Origin of the sequence: Streptomyces calvus, assembly GCF_006782915.1 — a bacterium.
Taxonomy (GTDB): Bacteria; Actinomycetota; Actinomycetes; order Streptomycetales; family Streptomycetaceae; genus Streptomyces; species Streptomyces calvus.
The window spans coordinates 124,997-145,590 of record NZ_VCNP01000010.1 but is presented as its reverse complement, the minus strand read 5'-3'; the positions used below and the strand labels follow the sequence as shown (position 1 = coordinate 145,590).

The window sequence follows — 20,594 nt, the reverse complement described above, 5'->3', positions numbered from 1 at the left end:
GGGCGATGGGCCGCCGTGTGGTGCGTGGCCGGCGGATACAACTGATCCATCGCGCGCTGTTCGGCCAGGTCCGATGGCTTTGTGCCATTCGTTGGCAACCCGCCTCCGACATCACCGCGACGCCGCTACACAGGAAAGCCGCAGCGGCATTGAGTCGTCCGTGGAGTGAAGGCCGGTCGGTGGGGGAGGTCGGGCGCGGTTGGTGACCATCAATGTGGCGTGGCAGTGCTGCTCGCAGTCGCAGTCGCAGTCGCAGTCGCAGCCGTCGTCCGGCGGCTGCGGCGGCGTACGGAGGCCCGCAGCCGCTTCGACGAGAAGCCGACCGGCGTCATCGTCCTGGCGCTGGAGTCCTTGTCGCCGCCACCCCGGCCGGTCAGGGGATCGTGAACATCCTGGGGCAGCTTGCGAGCGGCGTCAGCGAGGCCGGCCGGTGACCCCACGCGCACGCACGGGCCGGACGGCGCCCGACGGCGCACCCTGCGGATCACGGACTGCGGGAGCGGGAGCGGGGGAGTGATGGCGGCACGTCGACGGCGCCGGCGCTTGAAGAAGCAGACCCGCAGGCAACTGCGGGTCTGGGGCACGGTGGCGGCGTCGGCCGCAGCGGTGTGGGTCGTCGGGAACTGGTCGACGGTGTGGCCCGTCCTGGCGGTCGTACTCGCCACGGCCGTGTCGGGTGGAGCCGGCTGGGCGCTGTTGCGGGCGCACCGCCGTGCGGTCGGCCAGGACCGCGCGTGGCGGGCACAGGAAGAGGCCCGGGCGCGCGAGTTGTCCATGGCTGAGGTCGACGCCTTGTCGTGGCAGGAGTTCGAGACGTACATCGCGGAGCTGTGCCGACGGGACGGCTGCACGAAGGTCGTCGTCAGCGGCAGGAGCGGCGACCTGGGCGCGGACGTCGTCGGCTACCTCGCCGACGGCCGCAAGCTGGTCGTCCAGTGCAAGAAGTACGCCCCGCACCGGAGCGTGTCCTCGCAGGACATGCAGAAGTTCGTCGGCACCGCCCGGCTCGAGCACGGCGCGGACGTCGCCTTGTTCGTCACCACCTGCCGCACGTTCACGAAGGCCGCGCTGGGCCTGGCACTGCGCCAGGACATCGTGGCCCTGCACCGCGACCTGCTGGGCTCCTGGGTCAAGGGTGCTCACCTGGAGACGCTGATCCCGCTGAACGGCCGCGGCGGCGGCACCAGAGGGCGCCCCTCAGCCTGACCGCAGCGTGGTCCGACGCCGATGGTTCGGCGCCCGGCGTCGAGGCCCGCCGCCGACCGTGCGACGACCGGGCCGGCGGTAGGTCTGCCGTGCGAGCGGCGACGTCGCCGAGCTGATCACCCGCCGCCTCACCACGCTCGCCGGCAGCGGCTCCCGGCTCTCGACGCAGAAACGGTGCAAGCGGTGGTCCGCCAGGCCGACCGCGACATTCCGCACCGCTCGGACCCCGGCGCCCGCCGATGCGCCGGCGGACCCGACCGTCGGCGCGCTGGGCCGCGTCGAACGGTCGCGCGGTGGGGACATATTCCGGTGCGTGTCGTGGGCGGTCCGGTCAGACTGGCGGCATGACAGCGAAGATCAACCGCATCAACCCCGAACGGTTGCACGAGACGCCGGGCTATCACCACGTCACGGTGGTGGAGGCCGGCCGAACGGCATATCTGGCGGGGCAGTGCCCCCTCGACAGAACCGGCTCTCTCGTCGGCCCGGGCTCCCTCGACGTGCAAGTCGACCAGGTCGTCGTGAACGCACTCGCTGCCCTTGCGGCGGTGGCTGCCGAGCCCCAGCACGTGGTGCGTTCGGTGATCTACGTGCGGAGCGACGACAGGGAGGACCTGGGCCTCGCCTGGCACAGGCTTACCGCTTCCGCTCTCGGGCCGGCCTTCACTTCCGCCAGCACGCTCTTGGGGGTCGCGCAGCTGGGCTTCGCAGGACAGCTGGTCGAGGTGGACCTCACCGTGGCGCTGCCCGACTGACCGATCCGCGCCCCTCGCGCACCGCCGCCGCAGCCACTAACCGCCCCATCCCGCATCGGTCGACTGGTCCGCCGACCAGGTCCTCGCCGGCCGCATCGACACCGCAGGCCGTGACTGGGCCAAGGACGATCCGAGCACGTACCTCGGCTACGGCCTGAAGGCCCTGGAGGACGCGGGCTTCAACCCCGGTCCGGCGAACACCGATCCTCTCGCCGAGGAGAACGCCACGTACCTGGGCCCGGGCGGGCCGTCGGCGCCTCGGGCCGCGGCTGTGGGCGTCGTACGCCGTCTGTTCGACGACGTGCGGCCCACGGTTCACGGCCCTCAGTGCTCAGCCCCCGGACCGCGCCAAGCGGACGGTCCGCTCCGCCAGTTCGCTGATCCGTACGCCGTCGAAACCGAAGACGGCGCTGCGCACCGTGTCCCGGAGGGGCTCCTTCCACTGGTCGGGGACGGCCGAGGCGCCGCACAGGACGCCGGCCACCGAGCCCGCCGTCGCGCCGTTGGAGTCGGTGTCCAGGCCGCCGCGCACGGTCAGCGCGACGGTACGGGTGAAGTCGCCGTCGCCGTACAGCAGCCCGGCGGTGAGCACGGCCGCGTTCGGGACGGTGTGGATCCAGTGCAGGCCGGACGTCTCCTCCTCGAGCGTGGCCAGCGTGTCCTCCCAGGGCAGCCCGCTGTCGTGCAGGGAGGCCACCCGGCGCACGGTGCGGGCGAGGCGGCTGCTCGCCGGGACCACGGTCAGCGCCTCGTCCAGCGCGTGCCGCACCGTGGGTGCCGTGAACGCCGCCGCGATCAGCGCCGCCGCCCACATCGCGCCGTACACGCCGTTCCCGGTGTGGGACAGCACCGCGTCCCGGCGGGCCAGCGAGGCGGCGCGGCGCGGCTCGCCGGGGCTGGTCCAGCCGTGGATGTCGGCGCGGATGAGGGCGCCGATCCACTCCTGGTACGGGTTGTCCCGGGTGGCGGTGAGCGGCGGCCGGAGGCCGTTGGCGAGGTTGCGGTAGGCGGCCCGTTCCGCGGTGAACGTCTGGAGGTACGGCAGCCGCAGCAGCCACAGGTCGCCCACCTGCTCGGTGGTGAAGTCGAAACCCCGGGTCTCCAGCAGGTGCAGGCCCAGCACCGCGTAGTCGATGTCGTCGTCGCGGCAGCTGCCGTCGATGCGGCCGCGGACGCACAGCGGCCACTCCGGGCGCAGGTCGAGCGCGTCGCGTTCACCGGCCGGCTCGGGCAGGTAGTCGGTGAGCGGGAGGGCGTCCGCCTGCCGCAGGTAGCGGTCGATGCGTTCCCGCGTCCACACCTCGCCCTGCTCCACCGGCTTGCCGAGCATGTTGCCCGCGATCCGGCCCAGCCAGCCTCCGAGGATGCGGTCGGCGAGTCGTGACCCCGTGCCCACAGCGCTCATGGGACCGGTGTACCCGATTCCGCACCGGGTCGCGCCCCGCCGCGCTGTTCCACGGGCTGGGCAGGGCATGACGGCGACGGCGGCCTGCGGTTAAGGTCACAGCGGCGCGACTGGCCTCGACGCGCGCGCGGGGCCCGGAGAGCGAGGGGAATGCAAGTGGCGGACGCTGCAGTGGGCGGCACTCGTACGACGCAGTCGGCACAGCGGGTGCTCGTCGCCGCGGACAAGTTCAAGGGGTCGCTGACGGCCGTGGAGGTCGCCGAGCGGGTCACGGCCGGGCTGCGCCGGGTCGTACCGGACCTGGTGGTCGAGGCGCTGCCGGTGGCCGACGGCGGCGACGGCACCGTGGCCGCGGCGGTCGCGGCCGGCTTCGAACGGCGCGAGGTCCGGGTCGCCGGTCCTCTCGGGGACGAGGTGACCGCGGCGTACGCGCTGCACGGTGACACCGCCGTCGTGGAGATGGCGGAGGCCAGCGGTCTGCAGCGGCTGCCGGACGGGGTCCTCGCCCCGCTGACGGCGTCGACGTACGGCTCCGGCGAGCTGCTGCGGGCCGCACTGGACGCCGGGGCGCGCACCATCGTGTTCGGGGTGGGCGGCAGCGCCACGACGGACGGCGGCGCGGGCATGCTGTCGGCGCTGGGCGCCCGCTTCCTCAAGGCCGACGGCGAGCCGGTGGCGCCGGGCGGCGGCGGACTCGCCGAACTGGCCACCGCCGACCTGTCCGGCCTCGACCCGCGGCTCGGCCCGGTCGAGTTCGTGCTCGCCAGCGACGTCGACAATCCGCTGACCGGCCCGAAGGGCGCGCCGGCGGTCTACGGCCCGCAGAAGGGCGCGTCGCCGCAGGACGTGGAACGGCTGGACGCGGCGCTCGGGCACTTCGCCGAGGTGCTGGAGGGCGTCCCCGGCATCGGGTCGAAGGCTGCCGAGTACGCCGCCGCCCCGGGCGCGGGCGCGGCGGGCGGCATCGGGTACGGGGCGCTGCTGCTCGGGGCGGTCTTCCGGCCCGGCATCGACGTCATGCTGGACGTGCTGGGCTTCGCGCCGGCGCTGGAGCGGGCCGATCTGGTCATCACCGGTGAGGGATCGCTGGACGAGCAGACGCTGCACGGCAAGGCGCCGGCGGGCGTCGCGGCGGCGGCGCGTGCGGCGGGCAAGGAGGTCGTCGCGGTGTGCGGGCGCCTCGCGCTGCCGCCGGAGGTGCTGGGACGGGCGGGCATCCGCCGGGCGTACGCGCTGACGGACCTCGAACCGGACGTGGCCCGGTGCATCGCGGACGCGGGACCGATCCTGGAGCGCACGGCGGAGCGCATCGCCCGCGACTTCCTGAGCTGAGCTGAGCCGAGCGAGCCGAGCCGAGCGGTACGGGCCGGGCGAGGGGCGGGCGGTTCCGCTTTGCGCCCGGCCCTTTCCGTGCCGAGGCCCGGGGCGCGTGCTTCCGGGCGGGTGCACGCACGCTTCCGGCGGTCCCGACGCCGCCCACGGGCCGTGTCGCCCGGCCGCCGGGTGTGCGCCGGCCGGCCTCCGGCCTCCGGTGGACGTGCGGCCGTCTCCATCGCTCGAGTCGGTCCCGTCCTCGAGGGGCCTGCGGGGCGGCGCACGCGGGCCGGTCGAGCCGCGCCCGTACCCGCCGGGGCCCGGACCGGCCCTGTCCGCGGCCGTGTTGCGGTCTTCCTCACCAGTGGTTCCATGGAAATGAAGGCATACGTGCAGGCGGATGTCCGCGAGACGGACGTACTCGCCACGCGGGGCGGCGTCATCGGGCCCGCGGCGACTTCCCGGTGTTCATGACATTCCGCCGGGAGACGCAGCGCGGAGGGAACGGACTACATGCCCACCAAGGTCATCCGCAATCCGGAGGGGAGGACACGTCCGCACGACGCCGCCTGGCTCACGCTGTATCCGCGGCGCTGGTGGTCCCGGACCCTGGGTGCGGCGGACAAGCGGTGGCGCACGTTCCGGACCGATCGGGAGGCGCGCAAGAGCATCGTCCCGAACCGCAGTTGGCGTCACTGGGGCATCGCCCGCGGCCGCTTCCTTCGCGCATACGCTCTGCTCGGCACCCTCGTCCTGCTCACCTGGATGGGACTGGCCTTCTACGACTCGGCCAACAACGAGGGCTCGTGGTTCCACGGTGTGCGCACGTCGTCGTGGTTCACCACCCTTTTCGGCTTCGTGGGCCCGGTTCTGACGGCCTCCCTCATTCTGGCCGTCTTCCTCTTCTTCTGGTACCGCAAGGTCAAGAAGCCGCTCATCAAGAAGGCGCGCACCAAGCCGCACGAACTCGTGCCCACGGCCGGAACGCTCGTCGACAGGATCGTGGGCCGTCACGAACTGGCCCAAGTGCTGGCCCAGGCACTCCGCAACAGGAGCACGCGCAAGCCCTACCTGCTCGTCGGTGGCGTGGGCGTCGGCAAGACGGCCGTCCTGGTGGAACTGACGCGCATGCTGGCGCAGCAGTCGGCCGTTCCCGTGCCCATACGCCTGCGCGACATGGACGACGGCGAACTCGACTTCGAGACGATGGCACGTCGCCGCTTCGCGGAGGTGACGGACCCGGAAGTGGCGGACCCGGGAGTGGTCGGGAGCGACATCGACAAGGCGTGGCGGCAACTGCGGCTCGACGACAAGGTCGTGGTCGTCGCCGACGGCCTGGAGGAAGCCCTCCTCGACGAGCGTTACCGGGAGGACCGCGACAACATCATCCGCCGTGCCATAGCCCGGGCCGACCGCCAGCGGCTTCCCCTGGTCATCGCCTCCCGCCCGCACGCGCCGCTGGAGGGCACCAGGGCCGCGATCGCCGAACTGGAGCCGCTGAGCGAGGAAGCGGCCCTGGAGTACCTGGTGCGGGAACCCGGCGCGGCGGACGAGCGCCGGCTCGGCTGGGTGGTGGAGACCGCCGAGATCGCGGACTCGCCGATCTACCTGCGGATCGCCCGTCTGCTCCAGCAGCGCGGGCTGCTGGAACACCTGAAGCCGCGTGAGGACCCGGGACGTCTGAACACCCGCAGCAACGACTGCTCCACCATCAGGCTGTGGCTGCTGGACACCTACCGCCAGGCCATGGAGGACGGCCGCATCCTCGACGAACTGGTGATGGACCGCCGGGAGCGCCAGGAGACCGTGTGGGTGGTGTCGGCGCTGGCCTGCCTGGGACTCCTGCAGGACAGCCTGGAGGTGACGTTCGACGACTTCGTCGGCGCCTACCTGGACGACCTGCGGGGGCAGTCCCCGGGGCAGCCCGACGAGCCGGTGAACCAACGGCCGGTGGTGGGCCGGCTGGACTCCGAACCGCAGCAACGCGCCGCGATATGGGGCGTACTGCGCCGTAAGATCGACAAGTCGGCTTCCTGGACCAACCCGCTCGAGTACCCCAACGAGTGCTACGCCGAGCTGGCGAGATACGCCACCAACGGGCAGCTCCTGGGACTGGTGAGGGGCTACGAGAACAAGGTCCGGTTCCCCCACAGCATCATCCAGGCGTATCTGGGACACCGTCTGCTCGGCGAGGTGGACGTCGACCACCTCGGTGCCGTCGTGAAGCCGGCGCTGCGCAGCCCGGGACCGTCCCGGGAACTCCTCATCGCCCTGGTGCTGCTGTCACGTCACCGGGCGGTGACCGGGCCGTCCGTCCGGCCGCCGGACCGGATGGCGGGGACCACGCCCGGGAGATCCGGGGCCACGCCGCCGAAGAGGACGGCCGAACTGCTCTGCGACGCCACGGCGAAGCGGCACGACCCGAAGTACTTCGACCTCTTCGCCGCGGCCCTGGAGATCGACAGTGTCGACCCGGAGCCGCTGCAGGACACGCTGGCGCGGAAGCTGGACGAGGAGTGGGAGGGCCTGCTCGTCAGAGGTGACCAGCGGACCATCGAGGACGCGAAACTGGGGCTGGTGCGGCGCTTCGGAGCCGCTCTGCGTGAACGGGACCGCCGCAGCCGGGGAGACCGTCCGCTCTCGGGCCGGGCATCCGTGGCACCGTCCCTGCCGTACGAGCACCTCTTCCGCATCGGTACGCACGAGCCCTCGCACCCGGTGCGGATGGCGATCGCGCATCAGATCGCCTCCGGTGGCGACGCGGCCTTCCAGGCGCTGCGGCAGTTGTTCCCCCTCGGAACCGATCCCGTGGCGCAGTACCTGGCGCAGACCCGCGAGGCCAAGGAGAAACTCGACCGCGACTACACCGCCTGGCTCGCGGGGGCGGACGCGGACGGCGCCGCCGATCCCGGAGCGGCGGCCGACAGAGCGCAGCAGCACGCCCGGTTCGTGGCGGAGTACGAGCGCAGCCGCACCACGCTCTGGCGCCACTTCGCCCTGCGGGCCTGGCTCGTTCCCATGATCGTCGGATCCGTCTCCGACACGTACCGCAACGAGACCAAGGAGCGGCTGAACCTCTGGCTGCAGCACCTGGCTCCCGCGGACGGCCGGCAGAGCGCCCTCCAGCGGCTCGCCGGGCCCGGTGAGCCGGACCTGCCGATCTCCCTGGAGAACGCCCTGGCCCAGGGCTTCAAGAACGCGGCCAACCGCAGACGCCGGCACCCCAACGCCCATGCGGAGACCCGGGCTCATCTGGTGAAGCAGGCGGAGCGGATGCTCATCTGCAGCCGCTACTGGTATGCGCAGCTCAGCCTGCTCCACGCGCTGTGCCTGTGGGAACTGCCCGACACCTCCGGATACCCGGCCGGCCCCGACGGGGCGGACCCGCGCCCGCCCCGGACCACGCCACCGGGCAGTGGCGGCACGGCGGACGGCTCCACGGTGTCCGGACCTCGCATCGAGCCGGTGCGCGCGGTCACCCGATGGCTCGGCATGGCGGGGAGCGCGCATCACACCGCGGCCGCCGGCGGCCTCCGGGAACGTCACGCCGGCAAGGTGCTCCACCCGTTCGTCGCCGAAGCCGGCGACCTGGTGACGCTGGCCCTGGAGACGGGGCACCCCGAGCGGTTCCTGTGGATCGACGAGCACAGGGCCATCGACAACGTGGGTTCCACCCCGGCCGACCCCGAGCGCTACCGCAAGCACAGCCTGTGGATCGCCCCCTCGGCCGGCTGGAGCGTCCTCCACCCGCGGGCCCAGCGCCTTCTCGCGGACGTCCTGGTCATGCTCAACCTCACCGAACGCGACGGCAGCGCGGACGACATCGAGGAACGTCTGGCTCTCGCGAACCGGAACACCCTTCCGCCGTGCCTCACCCACGACCGCGGCCCGCTCCACCCCGAGCGCAGTGTGGGCCGGGCCGACGGGAGCGAGCCGGGCTCCACCTGCCTGCCGACCTGCAAGTTCCGTCTGTGCCCGTATCCTCCCAAGGCCGGCAAGGCGCAGACGGAGATCGAGGAGCTGTTCTGCCGCCAGCAGCAGGCCCTCCTGCACAGCCGCTCACGCTGGCACACCCCGTCCGTGGTCCGGCGCACCGCGCCGTGGGTGAGCATCCCCGTGAAGGAGCTGCACGCCTTCTGGGAGAAGATGGCCGACCGGAACCGCAAGGCGCCCGGGCAGGACGAGCGGATCGTCTGAACGCGCGTCCACCGCCGGGCCGGGTGTCCGGGAACGCGCAAGGCCCCGGACCCTGCCCGGGTCCGGGGCCCACACACGTGTCTGGCGTTACGGCAGCTGCGCCGCCCGCGCCTCGCGCCGGTTGTCGCGGAAGTTGTTCACCCGCCGCGCCGTGGCGAACAGCGGGATCACCGCTCCCATGACCAGCTGCAGCGCGCAGCCCGTCTGGAGCAGCAGCTGACCGCTCGGCGCGTCGAACGCCCAGGCCGCCAGCAGGCCCATGGACAGCACGATCCACGACAGCATCGCCACCGCGAGGCGTCCCCGCGGCTTCGGGTACTCCACCCGGCTCACCATCAGCCACGCCGTCCCCAGGATCGCCAGCAGCGTCGCCACGAACGGCAGCTCAAGCAGCACGATCGAGACGACGGTCAGCGCGCCGAACGGCGACGGCATGCCCTGGAAGGTGCCGTCCTTCACCGTGACGCAGGAGAATCTCGCCAGCCTGAGCACCACCGCCAGCAGCACCACGATCGCCCCGACCGCGGCCACCCGCTGGTGCGCGTCGTCCGCGACCATGCCGTACACGAGGACGAAGTACGCCGGTGCCAGGCCGAAGCTGATCAGGTCGGAGAGGTTGTCCAGCTCCGCGCCCATCGGCGAGCTGCGCAGCTTGCGCGCCACCAGGCCGTCGAACAGGTCGAAGACCGCCGCGCACAGCATCAGGATCACCGCCGTGGCCGCGCTGTGGCGGGCCATGCCCGTCTCCTGGCTGCCCTGGAGGTGCGGGATCAGGATGCCGGTGGTGGTGAAGTACACCGCCATGAAGCCACAGGTGGCGTTGCCCAGGGTGAGGGTGTCCGCTATCGACAGGCGCAGCGAGAGGGGCATCTCCTCCTCGTCGTCCGCCTCGTCGGCATCCGGCACCCAGCCGGCCTGTGTCTCCGGATCAACCACGGTCAATGCGAGTCACCCCAGCCACGGTCTTCTGGCCGACCTCGACCGCGACCTCCACGCCCTCGGGCAGGTAGAGGTCGACGCGCGAGCCGAACCGGATCAGACCGATGCGCTCACCCTGCTCGACCTTGGTGCCCTGGGGCACGTAGGGGACGATGCGGCGGGCCACCGCGCCGGCGATCTGGATCATCTCGATGTCACCGAGCTCGGTGTCGAAGTGCCACACCACGCGCTCGTTGTTCTCGCTCTCCTTGTTGAAGGCGGGAACGAAGCCACCGGGGACGTGCTCGACCGACGTCACGGTGCCGGCCAGCGGCGCCCGGTTGACGTGCACGTTGAGCGGGCTCATGAAGATCGCGACGCGGGTACGGCCGTCCTTCCACGGCATGATGCTCTGCACCACACCGTCGGCGGGCGAGATGACCCGGCCCTGGGCGATCTCGCGCTCGGGGTCGCGGAAGAACCACAGCATTCCGGCCGCCAGCGCGGTGGCGGGGACGGCGACGGCCTTGGCGGCACCCGAGCGGCGGGCGCGGAGCAGGCTGACGGCTGCGGTGGCGACGGTCGGCAGAAGCCACGGCGATGCTCCGCGCGCGAGGCGTACGCCGGCGAGGCTGTCGCGGTGTGCAGAGGTTTGGCTGTGGGGCATGGATGACCTTCGTAGCGGATGATGCCGCGCACTTGCGGGGGACGGCGGCTTTCCGGCGATCGTAGCGGCTCCGGGCGGCAACTGGGTAAGCCAGGCAGCCGAGTCGACGGCCGAAGAGTGCATACGGGGTGTGATCCTCTTCTCCAAGAAAACACCCCGTATCCGGACATTCAGCCCTGGAATCGATACTCTTCGAGCAGCCGCCTGCCGATGATCATTTTCTGGATTTCGGCGGTGCCTTCACCGATCAGCAGCATCGGCGCCTCCCGGTAGAGGCGTTCGATCTCGTACTCCTTGGAGAAGCCGTACCCGCCGTGGATCCGGAAGGCGTCCTCCACGACCTCTTTGCAGTATTCGCTGGCGAGGTACTTCGCCATCCCTGCCTCAAGGTCGTTTCGTTCCCCGGAGTCCTTTTTGCGTGCAGCGTTCACCATCATCGCATGCGCGGCCTCGACCTTGGTAGCCATCTCCGCGAGTTTGAACTGAATGGCCTGGTGCTGGGCGATCGGCTTGCCGAAGGTGTGCCGCTGCTGGGCGTACCGGACACCCAGCTCGAAGGCACGCTGCGCGACGCCGCAGCCACGCGCCGCGACATTGACGCGGCCGACCTCGACGCCGTCCATCATTTGGTAAAAACCCCGGCCGGTGGTCCCGCCGAGCACCCGGTCGGCGGGAATCCGCAGGTCGTCCATGATGAGCTCGGTGGTGTCGACGCCCTTGTAGCCCATCTTGTCGATCTTCCCGGGGATGGTGAGGCCGGGACGCACCTCGCCGAAGCCGGGCTCCTTCTCCACCAGGAAGGTGGTCATCGACCTGTGGGGCGCCGTCCCCTCGGGGTGACCCTCGTCACTGCGGACCAGGACGGCCACCAGTGACGACGTGCCGCCGTTCGTCAGCCACATCTTCTGGCCGTTGAGGACGTACTCGTCGCCGTCCCTGACCGCCTTCGACGTGATGGCCGACACGTCCGAGCCCAGGCCCGGCTCCGACATCGAGAAGGCGCCGCGGACGTCGCCGGCCGCCATCCTCGGCAGGAAGTGGTCCTTCTGCTCCTGCGTGCCGTGCTGCTTGAGCATGTACGCCACGATGAAGTGCGTGTTGATGATGCCGGACACCGACATCCAGCCGCGGGCGATCTCCTCCACGCACAGCGCGTAGGTGAGGAGCGACTCGCCCAGACCCCCGTACTCCTCGGGAATCATCAGACCGAAGAGGCCGAGTTCCTTCAGGCCGTCGACGATCGCTTGCGGATACTCGTCACGGTGCTCCAGCTCGGTCGCGACCGGGATGATCTCCTTGTCCACGAAGTCCCGGACGGTGGAGAGGATCTCCTGCTGGACGTCCGTGAGACCGGCGGTCTGGGCGAGGCGGGCCATCGCTACTTCCCCTGTTCCTTCAGCTCGGGGCGGCCGGGCTGCTCGCCGCCGCGCTCCTTGATGTACGTCTCGGTCGGCACCATCACCTTGCGGCGGAACACGCACACCAGCGTGCCGTCCTGCTTGTAGCCCTTGGTCTCGACGTACACGATGCCGCGGTCGTCCTTCGACTTCGACGGCCACTTGTCGAGCACCGTCGTCTGGCCGTACACGGTGTCGCCGTGGAAGGTCGGCGCCACGTGCTTCAGCGACTCGATCTCCAGGTTGGCGATCGCCTTGCCGGAGATGTCGGGCACCGACATCCCGAGCAGCAGGGAGTAGACGTAGTTCCCGACCACCACGTTCTTGCCGAAGTCCGTCGTCTTCTCGGCGTAGTTGGTGTCCATGTGGAGCGGGTGGTGGTTCATGGTGAGGAGACAGAACAGGTGGTCGTCGTACTCGGTGACCGTTTTGCCCGGCCAGTGCTTGTACGTCGCCCCGACCTCGAACTCCTCGTAGGTGCGCCCGAACTGCATCGCGCTCAGCGCCTTTCTAGTCGGTGGGGATCTCGAACTTGCTGGTGCGCTGCATGCCGGCGGCGCGTCCCTTGCCGGAGATGACCAGGGCCATCTTGCGGCTGGCCTCGTCGATCATCTCGTCGCCGAGCATCGCCGAGCCCTTCTTGCCGCCCGCCTCGGACGTGTAGTAGTCGTACGCGTCCAGGATCAGCTCGGCGTGGTCGTAGTCCTCCTGCGACGGCGAGAAGATCTCGTTGGACGCCTCGACCTGGCCCGGGTGCAGCACCCACTTGCCGTCGAAGCCGAGGGCGGCGGCCCGCTGCGCGACCTCGCGGTAGCCGTCCACGTTGCGGATCTGGAGGTAGGGGCCGTCGATCGCCTGGAGGTTGTTGGCGCGGGCGGCCATGAGGATCTTCATCAGGATGTAGTGGTAGGCGTCCGCCGGGTAGCCGGGCGGCTGCTCGCCCACGACCAGGGACTTCATGTTGATGGACGCCATGAAGTCGGCCGGGCCGAAGATGATGGTCTCCACGCGCGGGGAGGCCTGCGCGATCTCGTTGACGTTGTTCAGGCCCTGCGCGTTCTCGATCTGCGCCTCGATGCCGATCCGGCCGACCTCGAAGCCCATCGTCTTCTCGATCTGGGTGAGCAGCAGGTCGAGGGCGACGATCTGCTGGGCGTCCTGCACCTTCGGCAGCATGATGCAGTCGAGGTTCTGGCCGGCGCCCTCGACGACCGTGACCACGTCGCGGTACGTCCACTCGGTCGTCCAGTCGTTGACGCGGACCACGCGGGTCTTGCCCGTCCAGTCGCCCTCGTTGAGGAACTTCACGATGGTGTGCCGCGCCTCGGGCTTGGCGAGCGGCGCGCACGCGTCCTCCAGGTCGAGGAAGACCTGGTCGGCGGGGAGGCCCTGGGCCTTCTCCAGGAAGCGGGGGTTGCTTCCCGGCACGGCGAGGCAGGAGCGCCGCGGGCGAAGGCGGTTGACCTGCGGGGCGGGCGTGGTCATGCGGGGACCTCCAGGGGGTCGAGCTTGTTCGCGTTCCGGATCTCGTCGACGATGCGGCCGATGATCCCGGTGATGTCGAAGTCCTTCGGGGTGAAGACCGCGGCCACTCCGGCGGCCCGCAGCTGTTCGGCGTCACCGCTGGGGATGATGCCACCGGCGATCACCGGTATATCTGTGGCACCGGCCACACGGAGCCGTTCGAGCACGTCCGGCACCAGCTCCGCGTGGGAGCCGGAGAGGATGGACAGCCCCACCGCGTGCACGTCCTCGGCCAGTGCGGCGTCCACGATCTGCTCCGGAGTGAGCCGGATGCCCTGGTAGACCACCTCGAACCCGGCGTCGCGGGCCCGCACGGCGATCTGCTCGGCGCCGTTGGAGTGCCCGTCCAGGCCCGGCTTGCCGACCAGGAAGCGCAGCTTGCCGACACCGAGGTCACGGGCGGTCAGCTCCACCTTGCGGCGCACCTCGGCCAGGGCCGAGCCCTCCTCCGCGGTGACCGCCACCGGGGCCGAGGAGACGCCGGTGGGCGCCCGGAACTCGCCGAACACCTCGCGCAGCGCCCCGGCCCACTCGCCGGTCGTGACACCGGCGCGGGCGCACTCCAGGGTGGCCTCCATCAGGTTGTCGGTGCCCTTGGCGGCCTCCTTCAGCTTCTCCAGCGCCTTGCAGGGGCGCGGGTGGTTGAAGGGCGGCTGGTAGCGGGTGTCGCGCCAGGCGCGGAGCGAGGCGACGACGCGGGCCTCCACCGCCGGGTCCACCGTCTGGATCGCGGTGTCCAGGTCGGCGGTCAGCGGGTTCGGCTCGGTGGACTCGAAGGCGTTGACACCGATGATCTTCTCCTCGCCCGACTCGATCCGGGCCCGGCGCGCGGCGTGCGAGGAGACCAGCTGCGACTTGAGGTAGCCGGACTCGACGGCCGCCATCGCGCCGCCCATCTCCTGGATCCGCTCGATCTCCGCGAACGCGTCCGCGACCAGCTGGTCCACCTTCGCCTCGATCACCTTCGAGCCCTCGAAGATGTCGTCGTACTCCAGCAGGTCGCTCTCGTAGGCGAGGACCTGCTGGATGCGCAGCGACCACTGCTGGTCCCAGGGGCGGGGCAGGCCCAGGGCCTCGTTCCAGGCAGGCAGCTGCACGGCACGGGCGCGGGCGTCCTTGGAGAGGGTGACGGCCAGCATCTCGAGGACGATCCGCTGGACGTTGTTCTCCGGCTGCGCCTCGGTCAGTCCCAGGGAGTTGACCTGGACGCCGTAGCGGAACCGGCGGTGCTTGGGGTTCTCGATGCCGTACCGCTCGTGCGTGATGCGGTCCCAGATGCGGTTGAAGGCGCGCATCTTGCACATCTCCTCGACGAAGCGGACGCCCGCGTTCACGAAGAAGGAGATCCGGCCGACGACATCGCCCATGCGTTCCTGCGGCACCTGGCCGCTGTCGCGCACCGCGTCCAGCACGGCGATGGCGGTGGACATCGCGTACGCGATCTCCTGCACCGGCGTGGCGCCCGCCTCCTGCAGGTGGTAGCTGCAGATGTTGATCGGGTTCCACTTCGGCATGTGGGAGACCGTGTACGCGATCATGTCCGTCGTCAGGCGGAGCGAGGGCCCCGGCGGGAACACGTGGGTCCCGCGGGACAGGTACTCCTTGACGATGTCGTTCTGGGTCGTGCCCTGGAGCCGGGTGACGTCCGCGCCCTGCTCCTCGGCGACGACCTGGTAGAGCGCCAGCAGCCACATGGCGGTGGCGTTGATCGTCATCGAGGTGTTCATCTGCTCCAGGGGGATGTCCTGGAACAGCCGGCGCATGTCACCGAGGTGGGCCACCGGCACCCCGACCCGGCCGACCTCGCCGCGGGCGAGGACGTGGTCCGGGTCGTAGCCGGTCTGGGTCGGCAGGTCGAAGGCGACCGACAGACCCGTCTGGCCCTTGGCGAGGTTGCGCCGGTACAGCTCGTTGGACGCCTCGGCCGTGGAGTGGCCGGCGTACGTGCGCATGAGCCACGGCCGGTCCTTCTGACGCTCAGTCATCTATGACCCCGGGTGTCCTCAGATGTTGCGGAAGCGGTTGATGGCGTCGATGTGCTTCGCGCGCTTCTCGTGGTCGCGCACGCCCAGGCCCTCCTCGGGCGCCATGCACAGCACGCCGACCTTGCCCTGGTGCAGGTTGCGGTGGACGTCGTAGGCGGCCTGGCCGGTGTCCTCGAGGGAGTACACCTTCGACAGGGTCGGGTGGATTTTGCCCTTCGCGATGAGCCGGTTGGCCTCCCAGGCCTCGCGGTAGTTGGCGAAGTGCGAGCCGATGATGCGCTTCAGGGACATCCACAGGTAGCGGTTGTCGTACTCGTGCATGTAGCCCGAGGTCGAGGCGCAGGTGGTGATCGTGCCGCCCTTGCGGGTGACGTAGACGCTCGCGCCGAAGGTCTCGCGGCCGGGGTGCTCGAAGACGATGTCGATGTCCTCGCCGCCGGTGAGTTCGCGGATGCGCTTGCCGAAGCGCTTCCACTCCTTCGGGTCCTGGGTGTTCTCGTCCTTCCAGAACTTGTAGCCCTCGGCGTTGCGGTCGATGATTGCCTCGGCGCCCATCGACCGGCAGATGTCCGCCTTCTGCTCGCTGGAGACGACGCAGATCGGGTTGGCGCCGCCGGCCAGCGCGAACTGCGTGGCGTAGGAGCCGAGTCCGCCGCTCGCGCCCCAGATGAGCACGTTGTCACCCTGCTTCATGCCGGCGCCGTTGCGGGAGACCAGCTGCCGGTACGCGGTGGAGTTGACCAGGCCCGGCGCGGCGGCCTCCTCCCAGCTGAGGTGGTCCGGCTTCGGCATCAGCTGGTTGGACTTCACCAGCGCGATCTCCGCGAGGCCGCCGAAGTTGGTCTCGAAGCCCCAGATGCGCTGCTCCGGGTCGAGCATGGTGTCGTTGTGGCCGTCGCTCGACTCCAGCTCGACGGAGAGGCAGTGGGCGACGACCTCGTCACCGGGCCGCCAGGCGTTGACGCCGGGGCCGGTGCGCAGCACGACGCCCGCGAGGTCGGAGCCGATGATGTGGTACGGCAGGTCGTGCCGCTTGGTGAGCTCGCTGAGCCGGCCGTAGCGCTCCAGGAAGCCGAACGTCGACAGCGGCTCGAAGATCGAGGTCCACACGGAGTTGTAGTTGACCGAGGAGGCCATGACGGCCACCAGGGCCTCGCCCGGGCCGAGTTCGGGCAGCGGCACCTCGTCGAGGTGGATCGACTTGCGCGGGTCCTTGTCGCGGGTTTCGAGCCCGGCGAACATCTCCGTCTCGTCCTTGTGCACGGTGATCGCGCGGTACGACTCGGGGAGCGGCAGGGCGGCGAAGTCCTCCGACGTGGAGTCGGGCGACTGGATCGCGTCCAGGATGTCCTTCACGGTCACGGTGTTGCCTCCGGCGATGAGCGCCCCGGGGGAGGGGCGCTGAGGGTTACGTCGGTGTGCTGCTGAGGGTTTGGGGGTGGGTGCCGTCGGTTCGGCGGATGGTGCTTCGGCAGCGCTTTGTGGCGCGGGAGGTTGCCTGTGACGCAGGCGTCCGGACGTACGGGCGGTGAGCCCGCCGGGACAGCCGCCCGGACTCCTTCAACGTATGGCACGCCGTGTCACACGGCAAGGCACTGCGTGCCAGAAGTTCGGCTCAAGTGAAATCTTTACGCATCAGATGAGCGATGATCGATCGAACGGCCCCGGAAAGCGGTGCGAAAAGGGCCCCTGACATGGCAAAACGGCCACCCGGTGGGGTGGCCGTTGTCACATCGGTGCGGGGGCGTCGACGTCCGTTCCGGCGCGGCGGGCGGGGCTGACGGTCCGCCGCTCGGCGCGGGGCTGTGGCTCCGCCGGACTGGCGCGGAATGGGGGGTCTGGAGGGGCGGGGTGTGGACGCGCCAGCCACTGCGGGCGAACATCCCCGCCCGGCCCCTCGCGCCGTACGCGGCAGCCGCGCAGTCGTGCGCGCGCCGGTCCCGTCGCGAGCAGTCGTGCGTCGTTCCCGTATGGGGCCCGGGGGCGCCCCGGCGCGGGCTGTGGATCCGCCGGGGCGCGAGGCGGGGTACGGCGAGGTACGGGGGCGCGGGGACCGTCGGGGCGCCGGGGTGTGGGGCCGGTCAGCGGTCCTTGAGGGCCTGCTCGATGGTCCGCATGACCTCGTCCAGCGGCGCGTCGGTGCGGGCGACGGTCACCAGGACCTCGCCGTGCACGGACGCGGAGGCCGTGGCCGGCTTCGGGGGCGTGGTGCGACGGCCCGCCATGATGCCGCTGCCGAAGGTCTTGCGGACGATCGCGAAGGCGTGGTCGAGCTGCGCCTCGACGTCGCCCTGGCCGCCGGCCCTGAGCCAGCGCCGCAGCACGTGGTTGTGCGCGGTGACCACGGCGGACGCGGCGACCTCCGCCAGCAGCGGGTCGTCGTTGGCGTCGTCGTCGTGCGCGTGCTCGTCGAAGTGGCCGAGGAGATAGCGGGTGAACAGGCGCTCGTAGCGGGCCACCGACGCGATCTCCGCCTCGCGCAGGGTGGGCACCTCGCGCGTCAGCTTGTAGCGGGCGACCGAGATCTCCGGTCGCGCCGCGTACATCTTCATGACCTCCTTGATGCCACGGCACACCGTGTCGAGCGGATGCTCGTGCGCGGGCGCGGCGTTGAGCACCGCCTCCGCGCGGACCAGGGTGTCGTCGTGGTCCGGGAAGATCGCCTCCTCCTTGGAGCGGAAGTGGCGGAAGAAGGTGCGGCGGGCGACCCCGGCGGCGGCCGCGATCTCGTCGACGGTCGTCGCCTCGTACCCCTTGGTCGCGAAGAGCTCCATCGCGGCGGCCGCCAGTTCCCGGCGCATCTTCAGCCGCTGGGCGGCGGCGCGGGAGCCTGCGGCGCTCTCCGGTGGCTCGGTCGTGGCGGACGTACGTACGGACTTGGCGGGCTGGGACATGCCCTGAACGTACTGCATGTGCGCAGCTCGGTGCGCGTGACCGGGGGCTCCCCCGCCCTCGGCGGGCGGGGGAGGGGCACCGGGGACGGGCGGCGGGAACCGGTCGGGGTCCAGCAGCCCGCCCCACTCCGTACCGTCCTGGAACCGGTCGCCGCCGTCCTGGAACCGGTCTCCGGGGCGCGGCTCAGCGCTTGGCATATTCGCGGAAGCCGCGGCCGGTCTTGCGGCCGAGGCAGCCCGCGGCCACCAGGTGCTCCAGCAGCGGCGCCGGGGCCAGACCCGGGTCCCGGAACTCGCGGTGCAGGACCTTCTCGATGGCGAGCGAGACGTCCAGCCCGACGACGTCCAGCAGTTCGAACGGGCCCATCGGATAGCCGCCGCCCAGCTTCATCGCGGCGTCGATGTCGTCGAGGGAGGCGTAGTGCTCCTGCACCATCTTGATCGCGTTGTTGAGGTACGGGAACAGCAGCGCGTTCACGATGAAACCGGCGCGGTCGCCGCAGTCCACGGCGTGCTTGCGGATCGTCCCGCAGACCTCGCGCACCGTCGCGTGCACGTCGTCGGCGGTCAGCACCGTGCGCACCACCTCGACCAGCTTCATGGCCGGGGCGGGGTTGAAGAAGTGCATGCCGATCACGTCCTGCGGGCGCGAGGTGGCGCGGGCGCAGGCGACGACAGGGAGGGAGGAGGTGGTGGTGGCGAGCACCGCGCCCGGCTTGCAGACCTTGTCCAGCGTCGCGAACAGCTGCCTCTTGACCTCCAGGTCCTCGGCGACCGCCTCGACCGCGAGATCGACATCGGCGAAGTCGTCGTAGGTGCCCGTCGGGCGGATCCGCTCCAGGGTCTGCGCGGCGGCCTCGGCGGTCGTACGGCCCTTGTCGACGGAGCGCGCCAGCGACTTGCCGATGCGCGCCTTGGCCACCTGCGCCTTCTCCTCGCTGCGGGCCGCCAGGACCACCGCGTAACCCGCCTTGGCGAACACCTCCGCGATCCCGGACGCCATGGTTCCGGAGCCGGCGACGCCCACCGAGCGCACCGCACGGCCCGCGACGGACGAACCGTCCGCCCGCGGCGTCAGGGCGTCGGGCACCACGGTCCCGCTGCCCGGCGCCTCGTACGTGTAGAAGCCGCGCCCGGCCTTGCGGCCCGTCAGGCCCGCCTCGCTCAGCTGCTTGAGGACGGGGGCCGGTGCGTGCAGCCGGTCGCGGGACTCGGCGTACATGGCCTCCAGCACGGTGCGGGCGGTGTCGATGCCGATCAGGTCCAGCAGCGCCAGCGGGCCCATGGGCAGCCCGCAGCCGAGCCGCATCGCGGCGTCGATGTCCTCCCGGGAGGCGTAGTTGGCCTCGTACATGGCGGCGGCCTGGTTGAGGTAGCCGAACAGCAGCCCGTCGGCGACGAATCCGGGCCGATCGCCGACCGCGACCGGTTCCTTGCCCAGGTCCAGGGCGAGGTTGGTGACCGCGGTGACGGCCGCGGGGGCGGTCAGCACGCTGGAGACGATCTCGACCAGCCTCATCGCCGGGGCCGGGTTGAAGAAGTGCATGCCCAGCACGCGTTCCGGGCGTGCGGAGTCGGCGGCGAGCCGGGTGACCGACAGGGCGTTGGTGCCGGTCGCCAGGATGGTCTCGGGCCGCACGATCCGGTCCAGTTCGCGCAGGATCTGCTGCTTGGTGTCGTACGACTCCGGCGCGACCTCGATCACCAGGTCGGCGTCGGCCGCGGCGGCGAGGTCGGTGGAGGTGGTGACGCGGGCCAGGAGGTCCGCGCGCTGCGACTCGGTCAGCCGGCCGCGTTCCACGGCGCGGGCGGTCGAGGACGCAAGGGCCGCGACGCACCGGGCGGCCTGCGCCTCGCTGATGTCGATGCCGACCACGGTGCGGCCGGCTCCGGCCAGGACCTCGGCGATACCGGTGCCCATGGTGCCGAGGCCGACCACGGCGACGGTCCGGAGCGGGGACAGAGGGGTGTCGGACAGGGGAGTGGCCATCGCGGGACTCCAGGAATGAGGGTGACGACGGGAAACACGCCCGGGTGCGCCGCGAGGGGCGCACCAGGTGCGTGCGTGATGGCGGGTGTTGTCCGGGCTGCGAGCGCACACGCCCGGTGCCGTCGGCGGATCCTCGGCCCGACGGAGAAGCCCCGGGCGGGGAGGGCGCGCACAACGCCCACGACGACGGTGGATCCGACCGGCCCTGTCCCGGGGCCGAGCCGTACTGCGGTGCACAGGGCACCGAACCGACCGCGACTCACAGCGGCCGCGTCACCAGACCGCCGTGAGGAGGTACGCGAGTGGGTAACTCGCTCGTCTGAGCTTAACTCGCGGGTAACG

Annotated in this window: 14 protein-coding genes; 4 read left to right on the top strand and 10 right to left on the bottom strand. The window is 71.0% G+C overall.

Annotated features, from left to right (window positions below):
* Nucleotides 1-516 precede the first annotated feature (516 nt).
* Nucleotides 517-1,206 (top strand): restriction endonuclease, encoded by a 690-nt coding sequence (locus FGW31_RS04910; protein ID WP_202432519.1) that lies wholly within the window; start codon nt 517-519, stop codon nt 1,204-1,206.
* A 344-nt stretch (nt 1,207-1,550) separates the two neighbouring features.
* Entirely contained in the window at nt 1,551-1,961 is a 411-nt protein-coding gene (locus FGW31_RS04905; RefSeq protein WP_142192096.1) for a Rid family hydrolase, read from the top strand.
* Between the two features lie 331 nt (nt 1,962-2,292).
* On the opposite strand, the gene FGW31_RS04895 is transcribed toward FGW31_RS04905, so the two are convergent.
* The gene (locus tag FGW31_RS04895) at nt 2,293-3,366 is read right to left on the bottom strand and encodes an ADP-ribosylglycohydrolase family protein (protein ID WP_142192095.1); all 1,074 of its coding nucleotides are present in this window, start codon (nt 3,364-3,366) and stop codon (nt 2,293-2,295) included.
* Nucleotides 3,367-3,516: 150 nt separating this feature from the next.
* Between FGW31_RS04895 and FGW31_RS04890 the strand changes: the two genes are divergently transcribed.
* On the top strand, nt 3,517-4,698 hold the full coding sequence (locus tag FGW31_RS04890; RefSeq protein ID WP_142192094.1) for a glycerate kinase: 1,182 nt from the start codon (nt 3,517-3,519) through the stop codon (nt 4,696-4,698).
* A 495-nt stretch (nt 4,699-5,193) separates the two neighbouring features.
* Nucleotides 5,194-8,877, top strand: a complete 3,684-nt coding sequence (locus FGW31_RS04885) for an ATP-binding protein (RefSeq protein ID WP_142192093.1) — start codon at nt 5,194-5,196, stop codon at nt 8,875-8,877.
* Between the two features lie 87 nt (nt 8,878-8,964).
* Here FGW31_RS04885 and pssA read toward each other — a convergent pair whose 3' ends face one another.
* From pssA to FGW31_RS04840, 9 genes are all read right to left on the bottom strand, one after another.
* Nucleotides 8,965-9,783 (bottom strand): CDP-diacylglycerol--serine O-phosphatidyltransferase, encoded by an 819-nt coding sequence (pssA, locus tag FGW31_RS04880; RefSeq protein ID WP_142192356.1) that lies wholly within the window; start codon nt 9,781-9,783, stop codon nt 8,965-8,967.
* 22 nt (nt 9,784-9,805) lie between these two features.
* Nucleotides 9,806-10,462, bottom strand: a complete 657-nt coding sequence (locus tag FGW31_RS04875; RefSeq protein WP_142192092.1) for a phosphatidylserine decarboxylase — start codon at nt 10,460-10,462, stop codon at nt 9,806-9,808.
* A gap of 170 nt (nt 10,463-10,632) precedes the next feature.
* On the bottom strand, nt 10,633-11,838 hold the full coding sequence (locus tag FGW31_RS04870; RefSeq protein WP_142192091.1) for an acyl-CoA dehydrogenase family protein: 1,206 nt from the start codon (nt 11,836-11,838) through the stop codon (nt 10,633-10,635).
* Between the two features lie 2 nt (nt 11,839-11,840).
* Nucleotides 11,841-12,353: a MaoC family dehydratase gene (locus FGW31_RS04865; RefSeq protein WP_142192090.1), complete on the bottom strand. Its 513-nt coding sequence runs from the start codon at nt 12,351-12,353 to the stop codon at nt 11,841-11,843.
* A gap of 16 nt (nt 12,354-12,369) precedes the next feature.
* On the bottom strand, nt 12,370-13,344 hold the full coding sequence (locus tag FGW31_RS04860; RefSeq protein WP_142192089.1) for an HpcH/HpaI aldolase/citrate lyase family protein: 975 nt from the start codon (nt 13,342-13,344) through the stop codon (nt 12,370-12,372).
* On the bottom strand, nt 13,341-15,368 hold the full coding sequence (locus FGW31_RS04855; protein ID WP_142192088.1) for a protein meaA: 2,028 nt from the start codon (nt 15,366-15,368) through the stop codon (nt 13,341-13,343). Before FGW31_RS04855 ends, FGW31_RS04860 begins: the two co-directional genes overlap by 4 nt.
* A gap of 18 nt (nt 15,369-15,386) precedes the next feature.
* On the bottom strand, nt 15,387-16,730 hold the full coding sequence (gene ccrA, locus FGW31_RS04850; RefSeq protein ID WP_142192087.1) for a crotonyl-CoA carboxylase/reductase: 1,344 nt from the start codon (nt 16,728-16,730) through the stop codon (nt 15,387-15,389).
* A 719-nt stretch (nt 16,731-17,449) separates the two neighbouring features.
* A complete protein-coding gene (locus FGW31_RS04845; RefSeq protein WP_182674467.1) occupies nt 17,450-18,262 on the bottom strand; it encodes a TetR family transcriptional regulator in 813 nt (270 codons plus the stop codon).
* Between the two features lie 184 nt (nt 18,263-18,446).
* The gene (locus FGW31_RS04840; RefSeq protein ID WP_142192085.1) at nt 18,447-20,252 is read right to left on the bottom strand and encodes a 3-hydroxyacyl-CoA dehydrogenase family protein; all 1,806 of its coding nucleotides are present in this window, start codon (nt 20,250-20,252) and stop codon (nt 18,447-18,449) included.
* Between the last annotated feature and the right edge of the window lie 342 nt (nt 20,253-20,594).

Excerpts from the sequence above, each read along its gene's own strand:
- FGW31_RS04870 (WP_142192091.1), bottom strand. The coding sequence starts at position 11,838 with ATGGCCCGCCTCGCCCAGACCGCCGGTCTCACGGACGTCCAGCAGGAG.
- FGW31_RS04890 (WP_142192094.1), top strand. The coding sequence starts at position 3,517 with ATGCAAGTGGCGGACGCTGCAGTGGGCGGCACTCGTACGACGCAGTCG.
- FGW31_RS04860 (WP_142192089.1), bottom strand. The coding sequence starts at position 13,344 with ATGACCACGCCCGCCCCGCAGGTCAACCGCCTTCGCCCGCGGCGCTCC.
- FGW31_RS04885 (WP_142192093.1), top strand. The coding sequence starts at position 5,194 with ATGCCCACCAAGGTCATCCGCAATCCGGAGGGGAGGACACGTCCGCAC.
- FGW31_RS04875 (WP_142192092.1), bottom strand. The coding sequence starts at position 10,462 with ATGCCCCACAGCCAAACCTCTGCACACCGCGACAGCCTCGCCGGCGTA.
- FGW31_RS04845 (WP_182674467.1), bottom strand. The coding sequence starts at position 18,262 with ATGTCCCAGCCCGCCAAGTCCGTACGTACGTCCGCCACGACCGAGCCA.
- FGW31_RS04865 (WP_142192090.1), bottom strand. The coding sequence starts at position 12,353 with ATGCAGTTCGGGCGCACCTACGAGGAGTTCGAGGTCGGGGCGACGTAC.
- FGW31_RS04855 (WP_142192088.1), bottom strand. The coding sequence starts at position 15,368 with ATGACTGAGCGTCAGAAGGACCGGCCGTGGCTCATGCGCACGTACGCC.
- FGW31_RS04905 (WP_142192096.1), top strand. The coding sequence starts at position 1,551 with ATGACAGCGAAGATCAACCGCATCAACCCCGAACGGTTGCACGAGACG.
- FGW31_RS04840 (WP_142192085.1), bottom strand. The coding sequence starts at position 20,252 with ATGGCCACTCCCCTGTCCGACACCCCTCTGTCCCCGCTCCGGACCGTC.
- FGW31_RS04895 (WP_142192095.1), bottom strand. The coding sequence starts at position 3,366 with ATGAGCGCTGTGGGCACGGGGTCACGACTCGCCGACCGCATCCTCGGA.
- FGW31_RS04910 (WP_202432519.1), top strand. The coding sequence starts at position 517 with ATGGCGGCACGTCGACGGCGCCGGCGCTTGAAGAAGCAGACCCGCAGG.